At 69.6% G+C, this 22,483-nt stretch carries 19 protein-coding genes; 4 read left to right on the top strand and 15 right to left on the bottom strand.

Going from position 1 to position 22,483, the window contains the following annotated elements:
• Window positions 1-220 precede the first annotated feature (220 nt).
• On the top strand, window positions 221-1,264 hold the full coding sequence (locus ACTWNK_RS35285) for a phosphotransferase family protein (RefSeq protein ID WP_474309250.1): 1,044 nt from the start codon (window positions 221-223) through the stop codon (window positions 1,262-1,264).
• A 102-nt stretch (window positions 1,265-1,366) separates the two neighbouring features.
• Complete coding sequence (locus ACTWNK_RS35280; RefSeq protein ID WP_474309249.1) at window positions 1,367-2,740, top strand: GH39 family glycosyl hydrolase; 1,374 nt, start codon at window positions 1,367-1,369, stop codon at window positions 2,738-2,740.
• Here the strand turns inward: ACTWNK_RS35280 and ACTWNK_RS35275 are convergent, their stop codons facing one another.
• The 14 genes from ACTWNK_RS35275 to ACTWNK_RS35210 form a co-directional block, all read right to left on the bottom strand.
• Window positions 2,741-3,937, bottom strand: coding sequence for a DUF418 domain-containing protein (locus ACTWNK_RS35275; RefSeq protein ID WP_474309248.1), 1,197 nt, complete (start codon window positions 3,935-3,937; stop codon window positions 2,741-2,743). It abuts the gene before it with no gap.
• Window positions 3,938-4,019: 82 nt separating this feature from the next.
• Complete coding sequence (locus tag ACTWNK_RS35270) at window positions 4,020-7,454, bottom strand: hypothetical protein (RefSeq protein ID WP_474309247.1); 3,435 nt, start codon at window positions 7,452-7,454, stop codon at window positions 4,020-4,022.
• A gap of 32 nt (window positions 7,455-7,486) precedes the next feature.
• On the bottom strand, window positions 7,487-8,809 hold the full coding sequence (locus ACTWNK_RS35265; RefSeq protein ID WP_474309246.1) for a lipopolysaccharide biosynthesis protein: 1,323 nt from the start codon (window positions 8,807-8,809) through the stop codon (window positions 7,487-7,489).
• Complete coding sequence (locus ACTWNK_RS35260) at window positions 8,802-9,605, bottom strand: polysaccharide deacetylase family protein (protein ID WP_474309245.1); 804 nt, start codon at window positions 9,603-9,605, stop codon at window positions 8,802-8,804. Before ACTWNK_RS35260 ends, ACTWNK_RS35265 begins: the two co-directional genes overlap by 8 nt.
• Window positions 9,602-10,567 (bottom strand): glycosyltransferase family 2 protein, encoded by a 966-nt coding sequence (locus tag ACTWNK_RS35255; protein WP_474309244.1) that lies wholly within the window; start codon window positions 10,565-10,567, stop codon window positions 9,602-9,604. Before ACTWNK_RS35255 ends, ACTWNK_RS35260 begins: the two co-directional genes overlap by 4 nt.
• Window positions 10,564-11,397 (bottom strand): glycosyltransferase family 2 protein, encoded by an 834-nt coding sequence (locus ACTWNK_RS35250; protein ID WP_474309243.1) that lies wholly within the window; start codon window positions 11,395-11,397, stop codon window positions 10,564-10,566. The genes ACTWNK_RS35255 and ACTWNK_RS35250 overlap by 4 nt, the downstream gene beginning before the upstream one ends.
• A gap of 142 nt (window positions 11,398-11,539) precedes the next feature.
• Complete coding sequence (locus ACTWNK_RS35245) at window positions 11,540-12,667, bottom strand: GNAT family N-acetyltransferase (protein WP_474309242.1); 1,128 nt, start codon at window positions 12,665-12,667, stop codon at window positions 11,540-11,542.
• The gene (locus ACTWNK_RS35240; RefSeq protein ID WP_474309241.1) at window positions 12,664-13,035 is read right to left on the bottom strand and encodes a hypothetical protein; all 372 of its coding nucleotides are present in this window, start codon (window positions 13,033-13,035) and stop codon (window positions 12,664-12,666) included. The genes ACTWNK_RS35245 and ACTWNK_RS35240 overlap by 4 nt, the downstream gene beginning before the upstream one ends.
• Window positions 13,036-13,500: 465 nt before the next feature.
• On the bottom strand, window positions 13,501-13,857 hold the full coding sequence (locus ACTWNK_RS35235) for a hypothetical protein (protein ID WP_474309240.1): 357 nt from the start codon (window positions 13,855-13,857) through the stop codon (window positions 13,501-13,503).
• Between the two features lie 66 nt (window positions 13,858-13,923).
• The gene (locus ACTWNK_RS35230; protein ID WP_474309239.1) at window positions 13,924-14,772 is read right to left on the bottom strand and encodes a helix-turn-helix domain-containing protein; all 849 of its coding nucleotides are present in this window, start codon (window positions 14,770-14,772) and stop codon (window positions 13,924-13,926) included.
• 133 nt (window positions 14,773-14,905) lie between these two features.
• Window positions 14,906-15,193 carry a hypothetical protein gene (locus ACTWNK_RS35225; protein WP_474309238.1) on the bottom strand — a complete coding sequence of 96 codons (288 nt, stop codon included), beginning with the start codon at window positions 15,191-15,193 and terminating at the stop codon, window positions 14,906-14,908.
• A gap of 115 nt (window positions 15,194-15,308) precedes the next feature.
• Complete coding sequence (locus ACTWNK_RS35220; protein WP_474309237.1) at window positions 15,309-16,880, bottom strand: sigma-70 family RNA polymerase sigma factor; 1,572 nt, start codon at window positions 16,878-16,880, stop codon at window positions 15,309-15,311.
• 314 nt (window positions 16,881-17,194) lie between these two features.
• The gene (locus ACTWNK_RS35215; protein WP_474309236.1) at window positions 17,195-18,874 is read right to left on the bottom strand and encodes a substrate-binding domain-containing protein; all 1,680 of its coding nucleotides are present in this window, start codon (window positions 18,872-18,874) and stop codon (window positions 17,195-17,197) included.
• 208 nt (window positions 18,875-19,082) lie between these two features.
• Window positions 19,083-19,718, bottom strand: a complete 636-nt coding sequence (locus ACTWNK_RS35210) for a cation diffusion facilitator family transporter (RefSeq protein WP_474309235.1) — start codon at window positions 19,716-19,718, stop codon at window positions 19,083-19,085.
• Window positions 19,719-19,889: 171 nt separating this feature from the next.
• Between ACTWNK_RS35210 and ACTWNK_RS35205 the strand changes: the two genes are divergently transcribed.
• A complete protein-coding gene (locus ACTWNK_RS35205; RefSeq protein WP_474309234.1) occupies window positions 19,890-20,657 on the top strand; it encodes a DUF4184 family protein in 768 nt (255 codons plus the stop codon).
• A gap of 60 nt (window positions 20,658-20,717) precedes the next feature.
• Window positions 20,718-21,539, top strand: a complete 822-nt coding sequence (locus tag ACTWNK_RS35200; protein ID WP_474309233.1) for a TrmH family RNA methyltransferase — start codon at window positions 20,718-20,720, stop codon at window positions 21,537-21,539.
• Here the strand turns inward: ACTWNK_RS35200 and ACTWNK_RS35195 are convergent.
• Entirely contained in the window at window positions 21,536-22,420 is an 885-nt protein-coding gene (locus tag ACTWNK_RS35195; protein ID WP_474309232.1) for a D-alanyl-D-alanine carboxypeptidase family protein, read from the bottom strand. The genes ACTWNK_RS35200 and ACTWNK_RS35195 overlap by 4 nt on opposite strands.
• Between the last annotated feature and the right edge of the window lie 63 nt (window positions 22,421-22,483).

The following is a 22,483-nucleotide window of genomic DNA, read 5'->3' as shown; positions in this document are numbered from 1 at the left end:
GAACGAGTGAGATACGCATGGGCTCCTACTGCGGGTTCGCGGTTTCCCCGACCGCCGTTCGGCATGGCCTGAGTCAGGATAGGTGCTCCCCCATCCATCTTCTCCCGTCGCAGGTAATGCAACAGTAAAGGATGTCCTGATCCCCGTGTCGCCCGCTGGACAAACATGCGATCGGGGCCGGGTGGCGGCGACAACCCGAGTGGCGTTCTAATGGGGTGTCATGATGGTACCTGGCATCGACTGGCCCGCCCTCGTCTCCTGGACGGCGGCCAACGCCCCCGACGCGGGCGAGCCGACGGAGGTCTCGCTGATCTCCGGAGGCAAGTCCAACCTCACCTACCTGGTGCGGACCAAGGAGCGCAGCCTGGTCCTCAGACGCCCGCCGCTGGGTCACGTGCTGCCCACCGCGCACGACATGCGCAGGGAGTGGCGGGTCATCTCGGCGCTGGCCTCGACGCCGGTCCCGGTGCCCGAGCCGATCGCCTTCTGCCGTGACGAGGACGTCATCGGCGCGCCGTTCTACCTGATGGGCCATGTCGAGGGCGTCGCCGTACGCGAGCAGGCCGAGCTGGCGCAGACCACGCCCGAGCAGGTGCGCGCGCTGTCGAGGCGGCTGGCCGAGATCCTGGCCGAGATCCACGCCGTCTCCTACGCCGAGGTCGGGCTCGGCGACTTCGGGCGGCCGGAGGGGTACCTGGCCAGGCAGTTGCAGCGCTGGTGCCAGCAGTGGGAGCGCTCGAAGACCGCCGACCTGCCCGAGTACGACAGGCTCGTCGCCAGGCTGCGCGACGGCATGCCGCCCGAAGGCGCCGCCACCCTCGTGCACGGCGACTACCGCCTCGACAACACCCTGGTACGGCTCTCGCCCGAGCCCGAGATCCTCGCGGTCGTCGACTGGGAGATGTCCACGCTGGGCGACCCGCTGGCCGACCTGGGCCTGTCGCTGACGTACTGGCAGGATCCGGGCGACGAGGAGCGGGCGAGCATCCCTGTGGCCGGCGACGTCACGCTCACGCCGGGCTTCCTGGACTCGCGTGCGTTCGCCGCGCACTACGCCGAGGTGTCGGGGCGTGAGATGTCCGATCTCGGGTACTACGTCGCCTTCGGTAACTTCAAGCTCGCGGTCATCGTCGAAGGCATCCATGCCAGGTTCAAGCAGGGCAAGACCGTGGGGGAGGGCTTCGGCGAGATCGGCTCGGCCGTGCCCACTCTGGTGGCAAGGGCGCATCGCATGCTGGACGGCGACCGAGGTGACCGGCTGTAGTCAATGTTTCAAGCGTCCTGCAAGACGGGGCGGATACGGTAGGGAGTGGCGATGGGGTGACCCAGTGCCATCCCGCGCCCACACACGTCCATGGAGGTTCCGGTGATCCCGAACAACGGCCGGCACGCGCGAAGGCGACCTCCGTGGCCGGTTGCCGTCGGCGCGGGCGTGGTCGCCGTCGTGCTGGTCGTCGCGATCATGATCGTGGCGTCGGGCCGGGACCGCTCCAGGGGCGAGGTCGCCACCATCCCGCCCTCGCAGGCCGCGCCCACCCTTGAGCAGCCGCCCGCGGTCGAGGGCTGGCCGCGCTGGGGGATCACCCACACGCAGTACAGTGCGACCAACGACAGCCGCGAGGTCGCCGACGGGGCCGCCCACGTGCTCAGCCGGGTCCCCATGGTGCAGAACCAGCACATCATGGGCTGGGGGGCGGGCAATCCCGAGCCGTCCAAGGGCAAGTACGACTTCCGCGAGCTCGACAAGCGCATGAAGTTCATGTCGGACTCCAAGGCCCTGCCCGTCATCACCCTGTGCTGCGCCCCCGACTGGATGAAGGGCGGCACGCCCGGCCGCACCGACTGGAGCAAGAACGCCACCGTCGCACCCAAGCGCGAGTTCTTCGACGACTACGCCAAACTCGCCGTGACGGTCGCCAAGCGCTATCCGACCGTCAAGCACTTCATGGTGTGGAACGAGTTCAAGGGCTTCTGGAACAACGCGACCAACCGCTGGGACGCCGAGGGCTACACCGAGCTCTACAACAAGGTCTACCGGGCGCTCAAGGCCGTCGACGAGGACATCAAGGTGGGCGGGCCGTACGTCCCGCTCGAAAGCTCCTCCAAGCCGGACGACTCCGAGGTGCGCGGCCCGTGGGGCACCGTCGACCAGCGTGCCCTCGACGCGATCGAGTATTGGATCGACAACAACGACGGCGCCGACTTCATCGTCATCGACGGCGCCTCGGTGACCAAGGACAAGGGCGCGATCCCCGACGAGTTCACCTCGCTCGGCAAGTTCAGCGCGATCACCGCCTGGCTGCGTCAGAAGAGCGGCGACATGCCGGTCTGGTGGGCCGAGTGGTACGTCGAGCCGGAGAACGCGGGCTGGAAGGAGGACCACCGCACGGCCGTGCAGGCCGCGGCGCTGATGGAGTTCGCCACCAGCGGCGTCACCACCGCCCTGTACTGGAACCCGCAGGCCAAGAGCGCGGGACAGTGCCACGGCTGCCTCTGGCGGCCCGAGCGCGGCGACGAGCTGCCGATGGCCGGGCTGCTCAGCGGCTTCACGCGGTGGTTCCCCGCGGGCGTGGCGGCGCAGAAGCTGCCCGCCTCGGACCCGAAGGTCAAGGTGCTGGGCCAGCCGAGGCAGATGGTCATGGTCAACACCACCGACGCCCCGCTGACCGCGACCGTCGACGGCAGGTCCTTCGACTTCGCGCCCTACGAGATCAAGTGGAGCCAGCGCGGCGGCGCGTGACTACCGGCCGGGCCTTCGCCAGTGGGTGAGGGCCCGCAGCATCCACTCCGCCGGGCCGTACCTGTGGCCGCGCAGCCACCGGGCGCTCAGCGCGGCCTGCGCGACGAAGATCACCAGAGCCAGCAGCACCTCGGTCGGCGGCCCGACCCTGTCGATCAGCGCGAGGCCGTACCCGGTGAAGACCAGGGCGCAGATGAGCGACTGGCCGAGGTAGTTCGTCAGCGCCAGCCGTCCGGGCGCGGCCAGCGCCCGCCCGAGCAGAGGCGCCTTCGGCAGCGCCCGCAGCAGCGTGGCCGCGTAGGCGGCGGCCAGCAGCGGCGCGGTGAGCAGGTCGACGGCCTGCCCCGCCATCTTCAGCACGGTACCCGCGCCCGCCCACACCGCGCAGGCGTAGAAGACGGCGCCCGCGAGCCCCGCGGTGAACCCGGCCCACTGCAGCGCCCGCAGCGTCGCCACGTGCGCCTCGGGCTCGCCCAGCAGCCGCCTGCGACCCGCGGCCAGCCCGACGAGACACGCGGCCAGTACGGCGGGCCCCTGGAAGATCACGCGCATGACGACGATCAGCGAGAGTTTGTGCAGGTGCTCGGCCACGATCTGCGGCGCGTCCCCGTGCAGCGCGCGGTCGGACCGCAACGCCTCGGCCGCGCCGCCCGACACCGTGCCCGCCAGGTCGCTGCCCGTCGCGGCCAGCACCGCCACCAGCGCGAACCCCAGCGCCAGCGCCACCGTGAGCGCCCCCGCCATGATCAGCGCGGTGCGCGGCCCGACCCTGCGCAGGGCCAGCAGCGCCAGCCCGGCGACCGCGTAGGTGGTGAGGATGTCGCCGGGAAACAGGAGCACCGCATGCGCCGCGCCCAGCAGGAACAGCCCGCCGAGCCGCCGCAGGAACATCGGCGTGAACGCCCTGCCACGCCTGGCCGCACTGTCGAGCTGCAGCGTGAAGCTGTAGCCGAACAGGAACGAGAACAGCAGGTAGAACTTGTTCTCCAGCAGCAGCGTGACGCCCCAGCGCACCGCCCAGTCCAGCCCCGAGTCGAACGCGGGCTCGGGCAGCCCGGCCATCCGATAGCCGGAGGCCAGGTAGGCGATGTTGACCACCAGGATGCCCAGCAGGGCGAACCCGCGCAGCGCGTCCACGGCGGCGAGCCGGGAGGCGGCCACGGCGGGCGCCTGCCGCCGATCTCCCGACTCCAGCATGACCCGAGGCTCCCCGTGACGACGACGAAGCCGACATCATGCCGCAAAGCTGGGAGTCAGCTGTGAGTTTTCCCCAGGATGGTCACGGTCCGAGACCGATGGTGAGGAACCTCTCCACGATCACCGCGAACGACACGGCGAACGCCGGAATGCCGATCATCAGCATCCTGCGCCTGAGCCTGGCCCCCCGTGTGCCGCCCCGGAGCCTGATCACCTCGTAGACGAACAGCGACGTCCACGTCACCGCGAGCGCCGCGAGGCCGAGCGGCGTCCACGGCGAGGTCGGATCGCCGCTCCCGGCCAGGGTGATCGGCTCGGGGACCTCGGTGCCCTTCGGGAACTTCTTCCACGTGTAGACCGCCGCGTCCTTGTTGGAGTAGACGCGCTTGAGATCCTTGGAGGCGTCGAGCGAGGCACGGTACCTGTCCACCCAGTCGGCGGGGAAGCCCTCGTTCAGCTCCAGGTAGTTGGCCTGGCCCTTGCTCACCACCAGGAAGGTGTTGCGCGGGGCGCCCTTGAGCGTCTGGACGGCCGGGGCGATGTTGGCCGGGTCCTTCGTCACCAGGACCTGGTTGGCGCTGATCGAGACGTACTCGAAGAACTTCTCGCCCCACGGCAGCGTCGGCGTCACCTCCTCGCCGAGCTTGGGCACCAGGTAGTACGCGCGTGCGCTCGGCTTGTGGTGGTCGTAGATGTAGTGCATCGCCGCCACCTCGCCCGTGGTGACGCGCTCGAACTTCTCGTTGCCGTAGCGGGCCACCAGGAAGCCCATCGCGAACGCCACCGCGACGGTCGCGGCCAGGATCAGCGAGACCCTGCGCGTCACCTGCGGGTTGAAGCGCACATTGAGCCTGCGTACGGGCACCGTCTCCTCGCCGGCGCCGAGCGCGGGCAGGTTGGGGAAGAAGGCGTAGGCGGCCAGCAGGCACGCGCCGGGCAGCGCGAACATGTAGATGCGCAGGCCGATCTCGCCGCCGTAGCTCTGCAGGCCGAGTGCGAGCACGGGCACGCACATCAGGACCAGGGCCGCCCGGTCGAACACCCCTCGGCGCAGCCTGCGCAGCAGGCCGACCAGGGCCAGGCCCATGATGGCCGCGCAGATGCCGAGCCGTACCTGGAGGACGCGGGCGTGCTCGGGGTCGCTTCCGGCGATCCGGTCGCCGGTGTTGCGCTGCAGGTTGTCCAGGATGCGGCCGAGCCCGCCGAACAGCTGGTCCAGGTGTCCGGCCCAGAAGATCGTCGTCTGGTAGCTGATCCAGGCCAGCACGATGAGGCCGAAGAAGAACGGCAGCGCCCACGTCAGCGAGGTCCGCTTGAGCAGCAGCAGGCCGGTCAGCACGCCCAGCATCATGAACGGCGTGATCTGGTGCGAGGCGGTCGCCGCCACGAACAACATGATCAACAGCAGCAACATGATCAACTTGTCGGCCTTGACCATGCCCGTGTTGGCCAGCTCGCCAGGCGTCAGCCCGTCCAGCCGCGCCCACAGCCTGCGCAGTCCGCGCCTGGCCGGAAGCGGCCCCTCGCGCGGCTCCACCCGCCCGAACCAGCGCAGCAGGATCGCCACGAACGCCAGATAGACGGCGAACGTGAAGCCCTGCGGCGAGAAGTAGTCCTGCCCGATCCACTGCACCAGGACGAACAGCAGCGCCGCGAACCACCGCGCCCGCGTGGTCGCCACCACCTGACGCAGGATCAGGACGAACGGCAGCAGGTAGAGCAGGTTCGACAGCAGCGGCGTCCACATGAGCACGCTGGACAGATCGGTGATCCCCGCCGCCTTCGTCACGAACGCGAACAGCGCGAAGAAGCCGGGCCAGGCCATCCGCGCGTCCAGGATCGGCGCGGTCTCACCCGTGCGCTGGATGAAGTCCACGAACCCCGCGTGCACGTACGCCGTGGGGAAGCGCGGTTCGTCGGCGACCAGCGCGCCCGCCCCGTGCAGGGCGAAGGTGATCGCCGCGAGCTGGAACAGCAGGAGGAACTTGCGGTCGGTGTTCTGCGCCACGGTGACGAAGAACGCGACCAGCATGAGCGAGATCGCCACGAACGCCGTCACCGGCAACGCCGAGATCAGCCCGAGCCCGTCGACGTCGTCCGGGTTCACCCCCGCGAGCGCACCCGGCGCGACCTTCAGCGCGAGCACGTACATGACGAGCGCCTCGACCGTCAGCAGCACCGGCAACCACACCGGCGCCTTACGCAGAAGCGCTTCCGCTCTGGCGCGTAGTCCGGTGTGGGGCTTGGCGCCTGGGGCGTCGGCTGCGGTCACCACGAGCGGGGCTGAGGTGGGCTTGGGGGGGCTTTGGGGGGTCGCGGGTGCGGGAGTGAGCGTGCCGGGGTGGGAGGCGCTTGGGGGGGCGTCCTCGGCTTCGCCCTCGTCGTCTGAGGGGAGGGCGGGGGTGTCCGAAGGGAGGGCGGGGGCGGTGGGGGAGGCGAGGTCGGAGGCGGGCGGTTGCTCGTCCTCGGCCTCGCTCGCGCTCTCGTCCTGGGCTTCGCCTTCGGGGGCGACCTCAGGGGCGTCCTCGTCCTTGTCGTCGCGCACGTCCGCGTCGGTGGGCGAGGAGGTGTCCTCGTCGTCATCCACGGCCAGGGGGAGGCGCAGAGTGTGCTCGTCCTCAGGCAGGGAGGAAGCCTCGGCCTCCGACGCGTGGGCGTCTTCGGCATCGGCATCGGGTGAGGGACTGACCTCAACCGTGCCCGCGTCCACTGGGGAGAGGCTGACCTCAGTACTGCCTGCGTCCACAGGCGAAGGGAGATCCTCGCGCACGTCCGCCGATGCGTGGGCGTCGTCGGAGTCGGGCTCGGAGTTCTCCGCCTCGGGCGTGCGGCCTTCGGGCGCGGTCGTGGTGACGTCCGGCGTGGGCGTGGTGCTCTCGGGGGCGGCCGTGGTGGCCTTCGGCGTGGGCATGACGACGGTGGTCTCGGCGGACGCCTCGGTCGTCGGCTCCGGCTCGGTGGTCGAGACGTCCGAAGCGGGCGGCTTCGGCTTGGGCCTGGGTCGGGTCAGCGCCTTGGGCTGGGGCTTCGACTGGGCTTTGGCCTGAGGCTTCGGCTGCGGGGCCTTCGGCTTGGGGGCGGCGATCGCGCGCGGCGCGGAGCGAGGCTTCGCGGAGGGGAGACGACGCTCGACGGTCGTGTCCTCGTCGTCGGCGTCGCCGTCCAGCCACGCGGTCCCATCCTCGGAAGCCCCGGAAGCCCCGGAAGCCCCGGAAGCCCGGGACTTCCCGGTCTCCGGTACGTCCGCGGCTTGCTTCGCCTTCCCGAACCTCCCCGAGCCCCTCTCGCCACCCGGTGATTCCTCGGACTTCTCCCCACCCGGCCCCGCCTCGCCGTCCCGTACGGGACCGGGCGTCGGAGCCTTCTGGATGCGGAAGTTCTGGGTTGCGGCCGGGTCGGCGTCCGTGGTCGTCGCGTCGGTGACCGGGGCGGCGTCGCCGTTGGGGGACGTCGCCTCTACCTCCTCCGACTCGGGCTGTGCCGAGGGGGAGGAGGAGTCGGTCATGCCGGTTGCCATGTCATCGCCTGCCCGTTGCCTCACGTTGTAAATCATGCGGCTTCCGGCGACCCCTGCGTGACAGTCGTATGACCTTTTTCGCCGAAATTGAGAATTTTACGAAGTCCGCGGAAGATCAGCAGCGCCATGAGCGTCTCGCTGATCAGCAGCCCGTAGCCGACCGCGTTGACCCCGAATGCGGGGAACAGCGCCAATACCGAGACCAACACCATGACAGCCAGCCCGACCTGCACCAATGCCAGCATTCTGGCCTCGCCGCGGGCCCGCAGACCGCTCAGGTAGATCTCGATGAGCACCCGTGGCAACACCGCGAGCGCCATCAGCCGCAGCAGCAGCGTGCCCTCTTCCGCGAACGCCGATCCGAAGATCGTCAGGATCAACGGCGCGGCGACGATCGTCACCACGATGATCGGCGTGATGATCATAAACGCCCGGCGCAACGCCTGACGAGCGTTGGCGGCCAGGGCCTCGCGGTCGAAGGAGCCCTCGACGGTCAGCGAGACGGCCATGTTCATCGCCAGCAGTTCGATCATGCAGCCCAGCGTGTGGGCCATCGAGAACCGGCCGAACGTCGTCTCGCCCACCTGCGCCGCGACGAGCACCGGCACCAGGTACACGATGGCCAGCATCGACAGCGTGCCGGGGAAGTCACCGGCCAGGAAACGTCCGACCTCCCGCAGCTTGGGCGGCGCGGCCTCGGACTCGGTCTCCTTGACGTGCCTGGGCACCAGGACGCCGAAGATGAGGTAGTTGATCGGGATCAGCGCGATGGCCGTCGGCACGATCCACGAGACGAAGATGCCGCCGTCGGGCAGCGCCCCGGCCAGCGCGACCAGCAGGCCCATCTTCACCAGGCCGAACGCCATGCTGTTGACGGGTACCCAGGTCGCCTTGCGCAGCCCGGCCAGCGTCACGTCCTGCAGGGTGAAGATCGCCCACACCAGGACGGAGGCCACGAAGAACAGTCCGGGCCCGAACCCGCCGAGCACGGCATAGGTGTCACCCCAGACGGGCAGCGTCAGCAGGAACCCGACCGCGGCCGTGCCGCCCGTGGCCGCCGCGACGCCGTACGCGCGCAGGATCAGCTCGGGGGTGCGGCGACCGGCGATGGGGATGTACCTGGCCAGCGCGCCCACGAAGCCGAGCGCGGTCAGCGAGGCGAACAGCCGCATCGCGGTGATCAGCGCCTGGCCGCTGCCGAACTCCTCGGGGGTGTAGTACCTGGTGGCCAGCAGCCAGTAGCCCATGCCGAGGACCGCGGTGATGCCGGTGTTGGCCATCAACGCGTAGCCGTTGCGGAACAACGGATTGCGCAGGTCCTTGAGCAGTCGCTGCCAGAGCGAGGTGCTAGACATCGCCGCGCACCCGGCGCAGGCCGTACCTCGTTCTTCTCACCACCGCGTAGCCCTTGGTCAGGACGCGCTCCTTGAGGTAGATCAGGGGGACACCCGAGCCCTCGACCGCACGGCGGAACATGGAGATGCTGGTGCTCTGCGAAACGGTGAGGCGCGGGATGGCCAGCACGTCGTGGCGGTCGGCCGCGATGGCGTTGCCGACGGCGCAGGCCGCCCAATAGCCGGCTTTGCGCACCTCGCGACGCACCCGCGCGCTGGAGTAGCCGTAAGGATAGGCCATGGTGGCCACTGGTTGGCCGAGCTTCTCCTCCAGCAGTCCCTTGTTGCGGCGCAGCTCCTGGCGCAGGTCGGCGTCGGAGAGCTGGTCGAGCTGGGGATGGCTGTGGCTGTGGCCGCCGAACTCGATGCCGGACTGCGCGGCCTCACGGGCCTGGCCCCAGGTCAGTGTGCCGTCCAGTGCCGTGCCCGCGGCGTCCTTGCCCGCGTCGGCCACCCAGCCGCTGGTCAGGAAGACCGTGGCGGGAAAGTTGTGGTGGGCCAGCAACGGCAGCGCCGCCGAGTGGAAGTCGGCATAGCCGTCGTCGAACGTCACCACGACCGGCTTGGCGGGAAGCACGCGCCCGTTGTTGCGGTGCACCGAGGCGACCAGGTCGGCCACGGTCAGCGGGGTGAAGCCGCTCTCCTTCAGATAGGCGAGCTGCTCGGCGAAGTCGCCAGGCCGTACGGAGTGCGGCGCCGTCTCGGCGTTGGGCCGGTCGGTGACCGAGTGGTACATGAGGATCGGCACCCTGGTCATGACCGCACCAGCTTCAGGCGCAGGGAGCCGACGGCGTAGCCCCACACGGTCCAGGCGAGGCCGACGACGATGGCGACGGCCCGGCCCAGCCCCGACACGTCGCCGCGCAGCGCCTCGCCGACACCGCGCAGCGCGCCGAGCGGCAGCGCCTTCATCGCGTGCGCGCGCTCGCTCGACAGGCCGTCGCCCGCGCCCACGCTCTGGGTGACCAGGGCCTTGGACAGGCCCTCGGCGTAGCAGCGCGAGCGGAAGTAGGCGAACGTCTGGCGCTGGCTTGGCACCTTGTGGCCGATGACAGCGCCGGGCTCGAACAGCATGATCGAGCCCGGCCTGCGCTGACTCAGCCGGATGCAGAACTCGGTCTCCTCACAACCGAGCGGGCGGCTCTTGCGTCCTTGGACGCTGCGCCCGATCCCGGTGTGGAAGCCGCCCGCCTCGGCGACGGCCGCCCTGCGGAAGGCCGCGTTGCCGCCCATCACATTGCGGATCGGCGCCTTGACCGTGGGCATGCCCCTGTAGGTGCAGCCCACGGTCCAGTCGAACTCGCGGGGGTACCAGCGCGGCCTGCGCCCACCGGCCCAGAGCGGATCGGTGCGCCCGCCGACGCCGACGACCTGCGGGTCCTGGAAGCCCTCCTCCAAAGCCTCCAGCCAGCCCGCGTCGGCCACCGCGTCGTCGTCGAGGTAGACCACGATGTCGCCCGTGGCCGTGTCGACCCCGGTGTTCTTGCCGCCCGACAGGCCTTTCTCGTGCGTGTTCTGCACGACGATCGCCTGCGGGTAGGCCCTCTTCAGCTTCAGATGGAGGTCGTCGTTGTAGTCGACCACCAGGATGAGCTCGTCCGCCCCGCGTCGCTGCCTGCCGACCGACTCGACGGCCTCCTCGATGTCGGCCCAACGATCTTCGGTATAGACGCAGATGACGACGCTTAGGGTGAGCTGCCTGGTGGGCAGCCCATTCATGCCGCGCCCTGGTCGGCGGCGCGTGCCGCGGCGGGCTCGGGCACGGGCAGCGTCGGCTGACGCCGCCACTCCCGCAGGATGGTCTTCAATACCCTGATGCCGTCGCGTACGGCACGCAGGTTGCTCTCGCCGTGAATGCGGCAGCGCTCGTGGCTGGGCACCTCGTGGATGCGCAGCCCGGCCTTGGCGGCGCGGACGTTCATCAGCGTCTCCACCTCGAAGCCGTCGCAGTCCAGGTCGAGTACGTCCAGGTGCCTGGCCCAGAAGGCGTTGTAGCCGTAGCACAGGTCGGTGTACTTGGTGCCGTAGATGAGGTTGACCAGGGCGGTCAGCGCCTTGTTGCCGAAACGCCTGCTGAACGTCAGGTCGTCGCTGCCGCCGCCGGAGGCGTAGCGCGAACCCTTGACGAAGTCGGCTCCGGTGACCAGCGCGCCGACGAAGGTGATGATCTCGTGGCCGTCCGTCGAGCCGTCGGCGTCGATCATCACGATGATGTCGCCCGTGCAGGCGGCGAAACCGGCCGCGAGCGCATCGCCCTTGCCCTTGCCTGTTTGGGTGACTATCTTCACGTTCGGCCGCAGTTTCCTGGCGACGGCGACCGTGTCGTCGACGGAGTTGCCGTCAACGAGTACGATCTCGTCGATCCACTGGGGCAGGGTCGCGAAAACGTGGGGCAGGTTCTCCGCCTCGTTCATCGCGGGGACGACGACACTCACCGTCGGGGAAATGGCCAAGTGCGGGGTGAGTGGGGTGAAGCGCTCGATGGGCGGCATGGACCGCAGGGCTGCCACCTGGGCCTTGCCGTTGTGCTTGGTGATCTCGGGACTCATGGCGACGGGTTCCTTCCGGGACCCTGTATCGGCCGAAAGACCCGAGTGCCACTCGCGATCCTAAGGATCGTCGGGGATGGCGGATGGTCTGAGCGGTACATGAAGGGTCCTGTGGGGTGAGGGTGTGCGGGGGTGGGGGCGCTCAACGCGCTCCCGAGGGTTCCTTGACGGTTGCGTTAGGTGACTGGGAGTGCAAAGACGTCCGCACCCGGCCGAAACCCTTGAGCACTCGATCGGCCACCCTATAAAGAGACGGTCGATCGGTGACGATTGTTCGCGCTTTGTTGAAAGGGGTCCGGCCGATCCAGTGCACGGCGGCAGTGGCCGAAGGTCGCGAGATGCGCCCTTCGGAGACCAGCAGAGCTCCGCTCTTGAGCCAGTCCTTGTACTCCCTGCCGCCCTTGCCCATGTCGACCTGCTGTAATCCGGCAGCCGCCGCGTGCTCGGCCATCTGCAGGTGGTGCACGATGCCGGGCGAGTAGCGGGCGAACTCGGTGTCGTAGGCGGGGAACCAGCCGACCAGAGTCGTCGCCGTGCGCAGACCGAAATGCCCGGCCACCGGCACGTCACCGGCGTAGACCATGGTCAGGACTCCCGAGAAGTCGTCCGACCTCTGCGCATGCATCTGGTCGATCAGCTCGACGATCCACGGCTGGGCGAACCTGTCGACCCGGCCTGTCCTCCGATACTGGTCGCTCTTCCAGCGCAGCAGGGTACGCAGCTCGCCGACGTCGTCGGAGGCCCACGTGAAACGCAGTCCGCCGTGCTCGCGGCCGAGCTTGCGCTCCTTGTAGCGCACCGTCTTGAGGTTCTTGGGGGAGTTGGCCCGCACCTGTGCGATCCAGCCGTCGAACCCCTCGGTGAAGTCCATCACCGCGGCCGGTCGTACGTCCGTCTCGTAGGGCGCGAACGTCGGCTGGCCCGCCACCATGTGGTCGAAGTCGAACACGCTCAGCTTGCAGGCGCGAAGCAGGGCGCGTACGTCCACCTGGAGATCGGGTCCCGAGATCAGGCCGTGGCAGGTCGTCAGGAAACCACCGAGCGGCTTGCCGATGCCGAAGCTGTGCCGCTCGTAGGGGAAGAAGCCCACGACCTGGCCGCCGTCGGTGATCACGGCCACCCGCACGTAGTCGCGCAGCCGGTCCATCGCCAGGGCGAACTCCACCGAGAGGAAGGGGTTGTCCAGGGAAGGAGACGTTTTCTGTAACTCACGCCAGCGCTCGACTTCCGACGCGCCGAGTTCACCGGGGCGGACGACGGTGATGTTCACCTTGATCCGGCCCCCTGTTCGGTCTGCATGCTCTTGTTCCCCCGATACAGAATCCGCAGGACGTACATGAACGCTCCGAGCACGGCGACGGTGGCCACGCCCGCACGAGGGGACCAGGCGCCGAACAGCAGCATGGCCTGGGCCAGGAGAACGTTCAGGACGAGACTTGCCGCGGCACCTACTGATAGTGCGGCAAGCGGGTCACGATCACGCAACAGTCCGACGACCGCGGCGCCCGGGACCACGAGAAGGAACAGGGAGATCAGCAGCGGCCGCAGCGGCGTCTGGATGTCGGCCAGCGCCACGATGGCTCCCGCGACGCAGGCCAGGCCGAGCACCCATGTGAGCGCCCTGCGGTGCTTCAGCATGTCCGTGACTCCTGCTCCTGGCTGGTAAAGGCATGGTTGATCTCATCCTCATGTGACCAACCCCCCTGCGGGAACGTCAATGCCGACGTCTGGCCGGTGCCCCCGGTTTACCGCATGGGCGAGGCAATCCATCGTGCTATTCAACACGATGTCAAGACTCTTTGCTTGAAGACGACTTCAAGCCCACCAGGATGCCTGATGGTGGTCCCAGGTGGGACATCGGGGGTCCCATTGGTCCTAGTTTGCACCATGATGCGCCACTTGTCGTGTCTCGACTTGGCAATGTCTTGAGGCGGGGCGTTTCGCAGCCGTATGTACTGTGACCAGCGGCTATGCAGGCAAGGGGGAACGCTCGGCGGGGCCCTGCGACGGTGTGGGGCAATTCACTCACCGCACGAGGGGTAACGAGATCCCCAAGCGACGACCAGCGTGGGCCAGGAGGTCGGAAGGAGGGCCGGCGTGGGTTCAGGGGGCGGAAGGGTGTGGCCTTCGGCGGGGATCGGTCGCGGTGATGCGCCGGGCGGCGTCGGTGGGGGTGTGCTCGCGGGTGACGGTGTCGGCCTGCTCCACGGCGAAGGCGTCTCCGTCGACCGTGACGTGGGCGGTGCGGCGGCCCTGGTCGAACACGAGGAGCTCGGGCGGGTGGTACTCGGCGACGCCCGGCTTCCAGTTGGGCCCGGCTCCCACGCGCAGCACGATGCGGGTCACCCGCAGGCAGCGCACACCCCGGGTGGCGAGCAGGCGCTGGACCTCCTGCAGTTCGCGGTCCAGGTCCTCCGCGGCTTGGGCGGACAGGCCTGGCGTGGCGGGAGACGGAGGCATGCCTCGACGTTAGGAGAGATCGTTCCAACGCCTCTACGAACTTCTACGGACTTCTACCGGGGTGCTTCAGTCCAGTGCTCTGATGGCGCCGAGAATGAGGTCGCGGGCGGCCCGGCCGTACACGGCGTTGTCGGCCAGGGCGGAGAAACCCTTGACGTACATCGCGATCTCCCTCGGGTCGGTGATGGTGAGGAAGCCGGAGATCAGCTCCACGTTCACCTGGATCTCGTCGAAGACGAAGAACATCTCCACCGGCCACATGACCGAGCGGTCGGCGTTCATCGGAATGACGCCGAGCGACATCGAAGGCAGTGAGGCCACGTCGAGCAGATGCCTGAGCTGCCCGGCCATGACGTCCTTTCCGCCGAGGCGGTGCCGCAGCGCGTTCTCCTCCAGAAGAATGGCGAAACGGTGATCGCCCTCGTGCACGATGCGCTGGCGGTCCACCCTTTCGGCGACCGCGGCGGCCACGTCGTCGATCAGGCCGCGCCTGTCCCTGATCGCGGAGAGAATCGCGGTGAGATAGGGCGCGGTCTGGATCGGGCCGGGAATCATGACCGAGGAGTAGAAACGGAAAAGGCGCGTGGCGTCGTAAAGGCTGCGCACCGACTTCTGCGCCTGCAGCAGGCCCGACTTCTCCATGCGCCGCCAGTCGAGCCACAGCGAGCCCGCCGCGTGCGCCTGGGCGAGCAGGTCGGGGATCTGCTCCTCGGCGCCGCAGGCCCAGCACCACAGCCGGATGTCCTGCTCGCTCGGCGGGGTACGCGCGTTGATGAGCCGGGAGCACTTCGTCTCCTGCCAGCCGACCTTCGCCGCGAGCGCCCGTGCGGTCAGGCCCGAGTCACGCAGGATCTCACGCAGCCGATCGGCCAGCGCCTGACGGGCGAGCTGCGCGCTTGAGGATGGAGTGGGCATGGTCTTCCTGGTCTGGTGAGGAAACGAGGAAACCGGGAGGAGAATCGCTGCTTCGGAATGCGGGCGGGCCGGCGAATGAGTTCCGCCGGCCGCCGCGGTGAATCAGAGGGTCAACTGGTGTGCGCGGTGACGGTCAGGGGGTATTCTCACGCATCGCCGAATGTCGCCCTTCGGCGCCCACGGCGTGATCGCGGTCAAGGGCCTTCAGCGCTTCCACCACGATGTGTTTCATCCTGCCGGGCAGTTTGATGATTCGCTCGTGCGCGAGAAGCGGGCTGTCCGCCGCGCAGTCCTCCCGGTCGGCCGGATCCACGATCTCCGACCCTTGTATGACGAGCGAGCCGTCGCGCTCGTCCACCCACACGGCAGGACAGTTTCCTCCGGGTGTCGCGGGATCGATGCCGATGAACCGAAGCCCCATGTTGCTCCTCCAGCGGTGCCGCCTCATGTCTGTCTACGCAACGTCACTCATGAGTTGCGGAGAGTCAAGGTGGCGGTGGAGTCTTTTCTCGGGCGGCTCAGGGGCGGCCCGGGGCTCAGGCGGTGCTCTGCGTCGCGACTTCGACGGTGGTGGACGCGCTCGGCGTGTCGGTGGGCGTGGGCGTCGGGTCCGACGGCTCGGTGGGGTGCGGGTCCTGGCCGAACCAGGTGATCGTGCAGCTCTGGGCGCCGCCGTTGGAACGGAAGACCACGGTTCCGGCGCCCGCCGTGCCCGGGTCGTGCACGGTGACCCAGATCTGGGCCGAGGCCCCGGCCTTGATGGTGCCGCCCGACGGCGAGACGCCGAGGTCCTGGGAGGTGGTGGCGCTCCAGGTCACAGCCGCGTTCCTCGCCGTCAGCCGTACCGTCGAGGCGCCCTCGATGGCGCCGGGGCAGCTCACGGCCAGCCGGGCGCCGGGCACCGCGGGCGGGCGGCGCGAGCTCGTCGGCTGCGGCGCCGGACGGGTACGGGTGGGCGCGGGCCTGCTGGTCGGCACGACCGCGCGCGGGGCCGGGGGCAGCGTCGAGGGGTTGTCGAGCTCCTCGCCGGGCGCGGTCGGCTCGGGCGCGGACTCCAGGTCGATCTCGGGGTCGAGTTCGGGATCGGTCTGCGGCGACGGCTCGGGGCTGAAGACCACGGGCCCCGAAGCGGCGGGCACGACCCGCAAGGCCGTGGTGCCGACGCTCTGCCCGCTGATGACGACCATCGCGCCCGTCGCGGCGAGCACGCACGCGGCCACCGTCACGACCGGGGCCAGCCTCCTGCGCCGACGGCGGGAACGGCGCTCGACGACGACCGGGAAGCCGGTCCGGTCGAAGCTGTCGCCGCGTTCGGTGATGAGCGTGCGCGAGCGGTCGCGCTCGGGGTTGCCGCACGTGTCGGCGACACGCCGCCGCAGCGAGATGGGCGGGAACACCACGGGCACCATGTCCAGCAGCCGCCCGGCCGACACCTGCCGATGCCGTCCCTCGGTGCACACCTCGCACCCGCTGATGTGCCCCGACAGGCGACGGCGCAGCAGCGGCGTGAGCGGCCCCTCCCAGGAGTCCACCATGGCCGACAGGTCGGGACAGTGCGCCCTGCCGGTCCTGGCCAGCACCACGGCCGCGGCGGAGTTCTCCAGATGGTCGCGCGCCCTGGCCAGCCGGGAGGCCGCCTGCCGCGAGGTCAGCCCGAGCACGGCGCCCACCTCGGCGGGCGTCAGGCCGTGCCGCGACGACAGCTCCAGCACCTCGCGCTCGTTACGGCTCAGCTCGCCCAGCGCGTCACGCACCAGCGCGGCGAGCTCCGGGTCCTCGGGATCGTCCAGTACGGCCGCGCCGCCACGAGCGGGCGTCTCGCCGCGCGCCGACGCCTTGGCGATGCTCTGGAACCTGGTCAGCGCGTAGAGCCAGGCCCGCAGCCGAGGGCTCTCCTTGAGCCGGTCGACGCACCCGTGCGCGGTGACCAGGGCGTCGTGCACGGCCTCGGAGGCGGTGTCCCTGTCGCCGACGATGGAGTAGGCGTAGTCGTGGAGCCGCTCGGCGTAGGCGTCGTAGAGGAAGGCGGGCGCGTCGCTCTCGCCTCGGCGCAACGCCTCCACCAGTCGGTGGTCGTCGGCACGGTCGACTGTCGGCCATCCGGGCACTGATCTTCCTCCCCGCAGGACTTCACACGTTCAGACAGGCCCCACGGGGAGTGGGACGCCGCCTTGCCCGGAGAGGTTGACCCGTGCGGTCCCGGCCATACCAAGTGGGCATGAGCTGGGAAAACGAGGCTATTGGAGGGGCGAGGAGTGATCTTTGGTGAGGGTGTGACGGGTGGGGTTTGACAGCCCTTTCCAGGGGCACGTGCGACGTGGCGGCGGGGGGCGAAGTCGGCTTGAGGGGCGTCGGGCGGTGGAGGCCGGGCGGGTGACCACGGGGGAGCGTGGTGTGGCCTGCCGTACTGGGGCGGAAGGGGTCAGCCGTCGCAGTGGGGGCTGCAGAGGCGGCGCTTCATGGCCTGGAGGAAGAAGTCGCGGACCTGCAGGACGTCCTTGGCGATGTAGGCCTCGCCGCCGGTGGCCTTGGCGAGGGCGTCCATCTGGCGCTTGCCGCGCGGGGCGTCGGGGCCGAAGGCGATGAGCAGGATGTTGACCGGCTTCTCCGGGTCGTACTCCTTCTTCAGGAAGGTCAGGATCTCCTGGTTGCCGACGCCGCCTTCGGGGTCGTCGTTCCCGGCGCCGTCGGTGAGGACGAGGATCGTGTTGATCTTGTCGCGCTGGTACTCCTCCTTCATCCGGGTGTAGGCGGCCTTGATCGTGTCGTTGAGTCCGGTGTCGCCCGTCGGCTTGGCGCGCAGGGTGGCGAGCTTCTGGGCCAGCTGCTGCTTGCGGAGCACGCCGTCCACGGTCTCGCTGAGCGGGCCGACCGAGACGGTCTCGCGCCAGTCCTTGCCTGCTCCGTCCAGGTTCGTGGAGAACTCCCACACGCCGATCTCCGCATTCGCCGGGAACAGCCCCATGCCCTCTCCGGCGATCTTCGAGATCGCGCCCATGCGGTCCATGCCGGTGCCGGGTACGGGATAGGCCATCGTGCCCGAGATGTCGAGCAGGGCGAGCAGCCTGGTGCCCAGATTGAGCCGGGACCACGACTGGGCCATCCTGGCCACCGTCTTGGGATCGGGCGCGGCCAGGGCGCCGGGCGCGTCGGACTGGAAGCCGTCGCCCTCGGCCAGCGCCGCGCCGCCCTTGCCGTCGGGCGTGCGGAAGCCGCGCTCGCGCAGCACCTTCTTGGCCGCCTCGCCGCCGAGCGCCTTCCTGAACTCCTGCGCGGCCCGCACCTTGGCCGGGTCGCCGCTCGTCACCACGAGGGGGAAGTCGAGGCTCAGCGTGCCCTCGACCGGGTACAGCGGGACGACGGGCGCCTCGCCCTTCCTGGCGTTGTGGGCGAACACGTTCTGCTCGGAGGCCACGCCGACCGGCACCTTGCCGCCCGACCTGACGCCCAGGCTGCTCAGCAGCGCGGCCGGGTCGGCGACGATCGAGCCGGACAGCTGCTTGAGCGCGCCGACGAGCTGATCCTCGCCGAGCCCCGCGCCTTCGGCGGCTCCCGCCGCGGCCAGCAGCGCGCCGAGCCCCGCCGAGTTCTTCTGCGGATCGAGCGCGAGCACGCGGATCTTGCGTCCCGGACCGTCGGGGTTGGCCACGTTCGCGGCGCTGATCAGGCCTTCCCAGCTCGGCTGCAGGCTCTTGGCCAGTCCCGCCGCCGCGCTCTTGGCCGCCACCAGCACGATCGGCGACTGCGCCACCGAGCCGGTCGGCGCGGGAAGCGCCGCGCCCTTGCCCGAGGCGCGTACCCTCGCCACCAGCAGGCTGGAGTCGGCGATCCACACGTCGCCCGGCGCCTTGCCGCTGCCGAGCCCGAGTGCGACCTTCGCCGGGGACTCCTTGCCGACCTCGACGGCGACGCACGCCTCGCCGACCCGGTGTCCGGCCTTGTTGAACGTGGTGGCGATCTGGTCGAGCGCGGGATGGATGTCAGGGGCGGCGACGACCTTGAGCGCGATGCTCTCGGCGCCGCAACCGCGCTCCTTGGTGAAGATGACGTACGCCGCGACACCCAGCAACACGGTCAGCGCGACCGCGCCCGCGAGAGGCACCAGGACCTTGCCCCGCCCGCCACGGCTACGGCGACGTGGGGTCCGGTATCCGTCATCGAGGTCGTCAGTACGATGTCGCCCCACGATGTCCTCTTCGGTGTCGAGACGTTAAGTCCGTAGTGAATACGGAACGATACTCGGTGGACTTGGTGCGGCAAAACCACTGTTTTGGTGCTGCGATTACTATTGGTCGGTATCCGATCGCAGCTCAGTGACAGCACCCATGGCCCCGCCAGGCCCGCCATCCCTCACGTACGGCGAGCACGGCCAGTGCCACCGCGATCACCGGATCGACCCACCACCAGCCGAACGTGGTGAGCCACAACCCCAGCAGCACACCGCCCGCCATCGCCGCGCACAGCAGGTTCTGCGTGCCCTCGCCCGCCGTGGCAGCGGAGCCGAGCCGCTCACCCAGCCGGCGCTTGACCAGTCCGAGCACCGGCATGCTGACCAGGCTGATCGAGGTGATCACGATGCCGAGCACCGAGGCCTGCGGCCGATGCCCCACGTCCAGGTCGTGCAGCACGTGCAGGACCAGATAGGGGGCGAGCAGCCAGAAACTGATCGCGACCGCCCGCTGCGCCCGCGCCTCCGCATGGGCCGACAACGTCCTGGCCCCGGTGAACCGCCAGACGACGATCAGGCTCGCCAGCGCCTCGACCATGGCCGAGAGCCCCCAGCCGATCAACGCCACCGAATGCGCGCTCAGCCCGGCCAGCAGGCCGAGCGAGCTCTCCGCGCCGAGCCACACGAGCGTGGCCACCGACAGCGCCCTGGCCCGCCCGGCATCGCGCAACCAGGCGGCTGACGCGGCCGGATGCGAGTGAACGCGCTGGTCAGACACCGTGACCTCCGTGTTCCCTCGACTCCGGCCGCAGACAGCGTTCCGTACCTTACCCAGCACGCAACGTGACGCCGCCGAAGATGTGTAAAGATCGTGCAAGAAACGCCTGGGACGCCAGATCGCGGAGATCGGTGGGTAGGGTGCGGGAGTCCGTACCCAGGGAGGCGTTCGGTGCCGTTCACGCCCAGCCATGTCGCGGCTGTGCTTCCGCTCATCTCGTCACCGAAGGCCAGGCGGTGGCTCGATCCGTGGGCGCTGGCGCTCGGCACGATGGTGCCCGATCTGCCGATCTTCCTGCCGTTCGCGCCCGAGTACGGCGACACCCATTCGCCCACCGGCGTGCTGACCGTCGACCTGGTCATGGTGCTGGTGGTGCTCGCCGCATTCCACTGGCTGCTGCGCGAACCGCTGATCGCCCTGCTGCCGCCCTCGCTCGCCGGGCGGGCCGCCTCGCTGCGGCCGTCGGTGCGCGTGGTGCCGATCGTGCTCGGCGCGGTCGTCGGGGCGGCCACACACGTGGTGTGGGACTCCTTCACCCACTCCTACAGCCTGCAGGTGTGGGGCTGGGCATGGCTGAACGCCGACGCGTTCGGCGTGATCCCGGTGTTCAGGCTCCTGCAGTACGGCTCGTCGGTCGTGGGGCTGGTCCTGGTCGTGTGGTGGGCCTGGCGTGGGCTGTCCCGGCTGCCCGACTCGCCCGTGCCCGTCGAGCTGCGCATCGGCACGCGGGTCAGGCACGCCGTACTCGCCTGCGCCGTGGCCGGTGCGCTGGCCGGGGCGTGGGCATGGCGGTTCGTCGATCCGCCGATCGCCCGTCTCGGTCTGGCCTCGGTCGTCACCAAGGTGGGGGCGGGCACGCTGGTCGGCCTGGTGCTGGTGCTGACCGGCTACGCCCTGCTGTGGCGGGTACGGCGTGCCGTCGTCGCCGCGCGTGCCTGAGGGAGCCCGTGCTCGCCCGCTCGTGGCAGGATCCCCGGATGCTCGTGGCAGGATGCTCGGGTGCTCGAACACCTCACCGATCCCGCCGATCCCCGCCTGGCCGACTACCTCGACCTGCGTGACGTCGACCTGCGCAAGAGCATGGAGGCCGAGCGCGGCCTGTTCGTCGCCGAGGGCGAGAAGGTGATCCGCCGGGCCATCGGCGCCGGGCACCGCGTCCGTTCGGTGCTGACCACGCGCAAGTGGGCCGACTCGCTGGCCGACGTGCTCGACGGCGTGACGGTGTACCTGGTCGACGACGAGGTGATGACGGGAGTCGCGGGCTTCCAGGTGCACCGGGGCGCACTCGCCTCGATGGAGCGCTTCGCCCTGCCCTCGGTCGCCGACCTGCTGTCCGGCTCGGGCTCCCGCCGGGTGCTGATCCTCGAGGACCTCGTCGACCACGGCAACGTCGGCGCCATCTTCCGCTGCGCCGCCGCACTCGGCGTCGACGGCGTCATCCTCTCGCCGCGCTGCGCCGATCCGCTGTACCGCCGTTCGGTGAAGGTCTCGATGGGCGCCGTCTTCAGCGTCCCGTACGCCCGTATGACCAACTGGTACGACGGCATCGACCACATCCGCGCCGAGGGCTACCAGACCCTCGCCCTCACTCCCGACCAGCACGCCACCCCCCTGGACGAGGTCCCCCTCACCTCGCGCGTGGCCCTCCTGCTCGGCTCCGAAGGCGACGGCCTCTCCTCCCGCTGGCTCCGCATGGCCGACACCCCCGTCTGCATCCCGATGAGCCCCACCGCCATGGCCTCGGGCGTCGACTCCCTCAACGTCGTCGCAGCGGCGGCCATCGCCTGCCACGGGCTGATGCGGGGGGCGGCCGTGCGTTAGGAAAGCAGTTGGGCAGAGGCGTGGTCGAGGAGGGATTCGGCGGTGGTGAAGCGGCGTTCGGCGGTGTCGTTGAGGAGGACGCCGACGAGCTGGTGGCCCTGGCGTTCGGCGGCGAACAGCAGGCAGTAGCCGGCGGCGTTGGTGTAGCCGGTCTTGACGCCGAGCACGCCGTCGGTGCGGGTCAGCAGCTTGTTGCTGTTGCGCCAGGTGTGCGCCTTGTGGACGGCGTTCTTGCGCACCTTGTACGTCGTGGTGGCGACGATCTGACGGAAGACGGGGTCGCGTAGGGAGACGGTGGCGAGTGCGGCCTGGTCGACGGCGGTGGAGTAGCCGCCCTTGGCGGGCTTGGGCAGGCCGTCGGCGTTGGTGTAGCGGGTGTCGGTCAGGCCGAGGCGCCGGGCGGCGGCGTTCATCTTGGCGACGAAGGCGTCGAGGCCGGGGCCGTACGTCCTGGCCAGGGCGCGGGCGGCGTCGGCGCCGGAGGGGAGCATGAGGCCGTACAGCAGGTCCCTGACGGTGAGCCGCTCGCCCTTGGTGAGGTTGGCGCTGGTCGCGCCGTTGGCGACGGCATGCCTGACATCGGCCCCGGTGATCGTCACGACGTCGCCGAGCCTGCCCTCGTTCAGCACGACATAGGCGGTCATGGTCTTGACGAGGCTGGCGACCGGCACCCGGCGGGTGGAGCGCTTCTCGACGAGCACGGTGCCCGTGGTGGTGTCGAGCAGGTACCCGATCTGGGCGGCGACCGTAGGCCGTGACACCGTACGCGACGCGTCGACCGGCGCGGCCAGAGCGGGCGAAGCGGACACGAGCAGGGCGAGCACGCCCAGCAGAAGGCCTGTGACCAGGCGCGAGAGACTGCTGATACCACCGGTATTCATGCCACCAATGGTGACAGGTGATCAACCGTTGATATGCGGAACTTGACCCTATGACGGGAAAAC

The sequence above is a fragment of the Nonomuraea sp. IBHARD001 genome (genome assembly GCF_056106265.1).
This window is presented reverse-complemented; position numbering and strand designations above follow the sequence as displayed.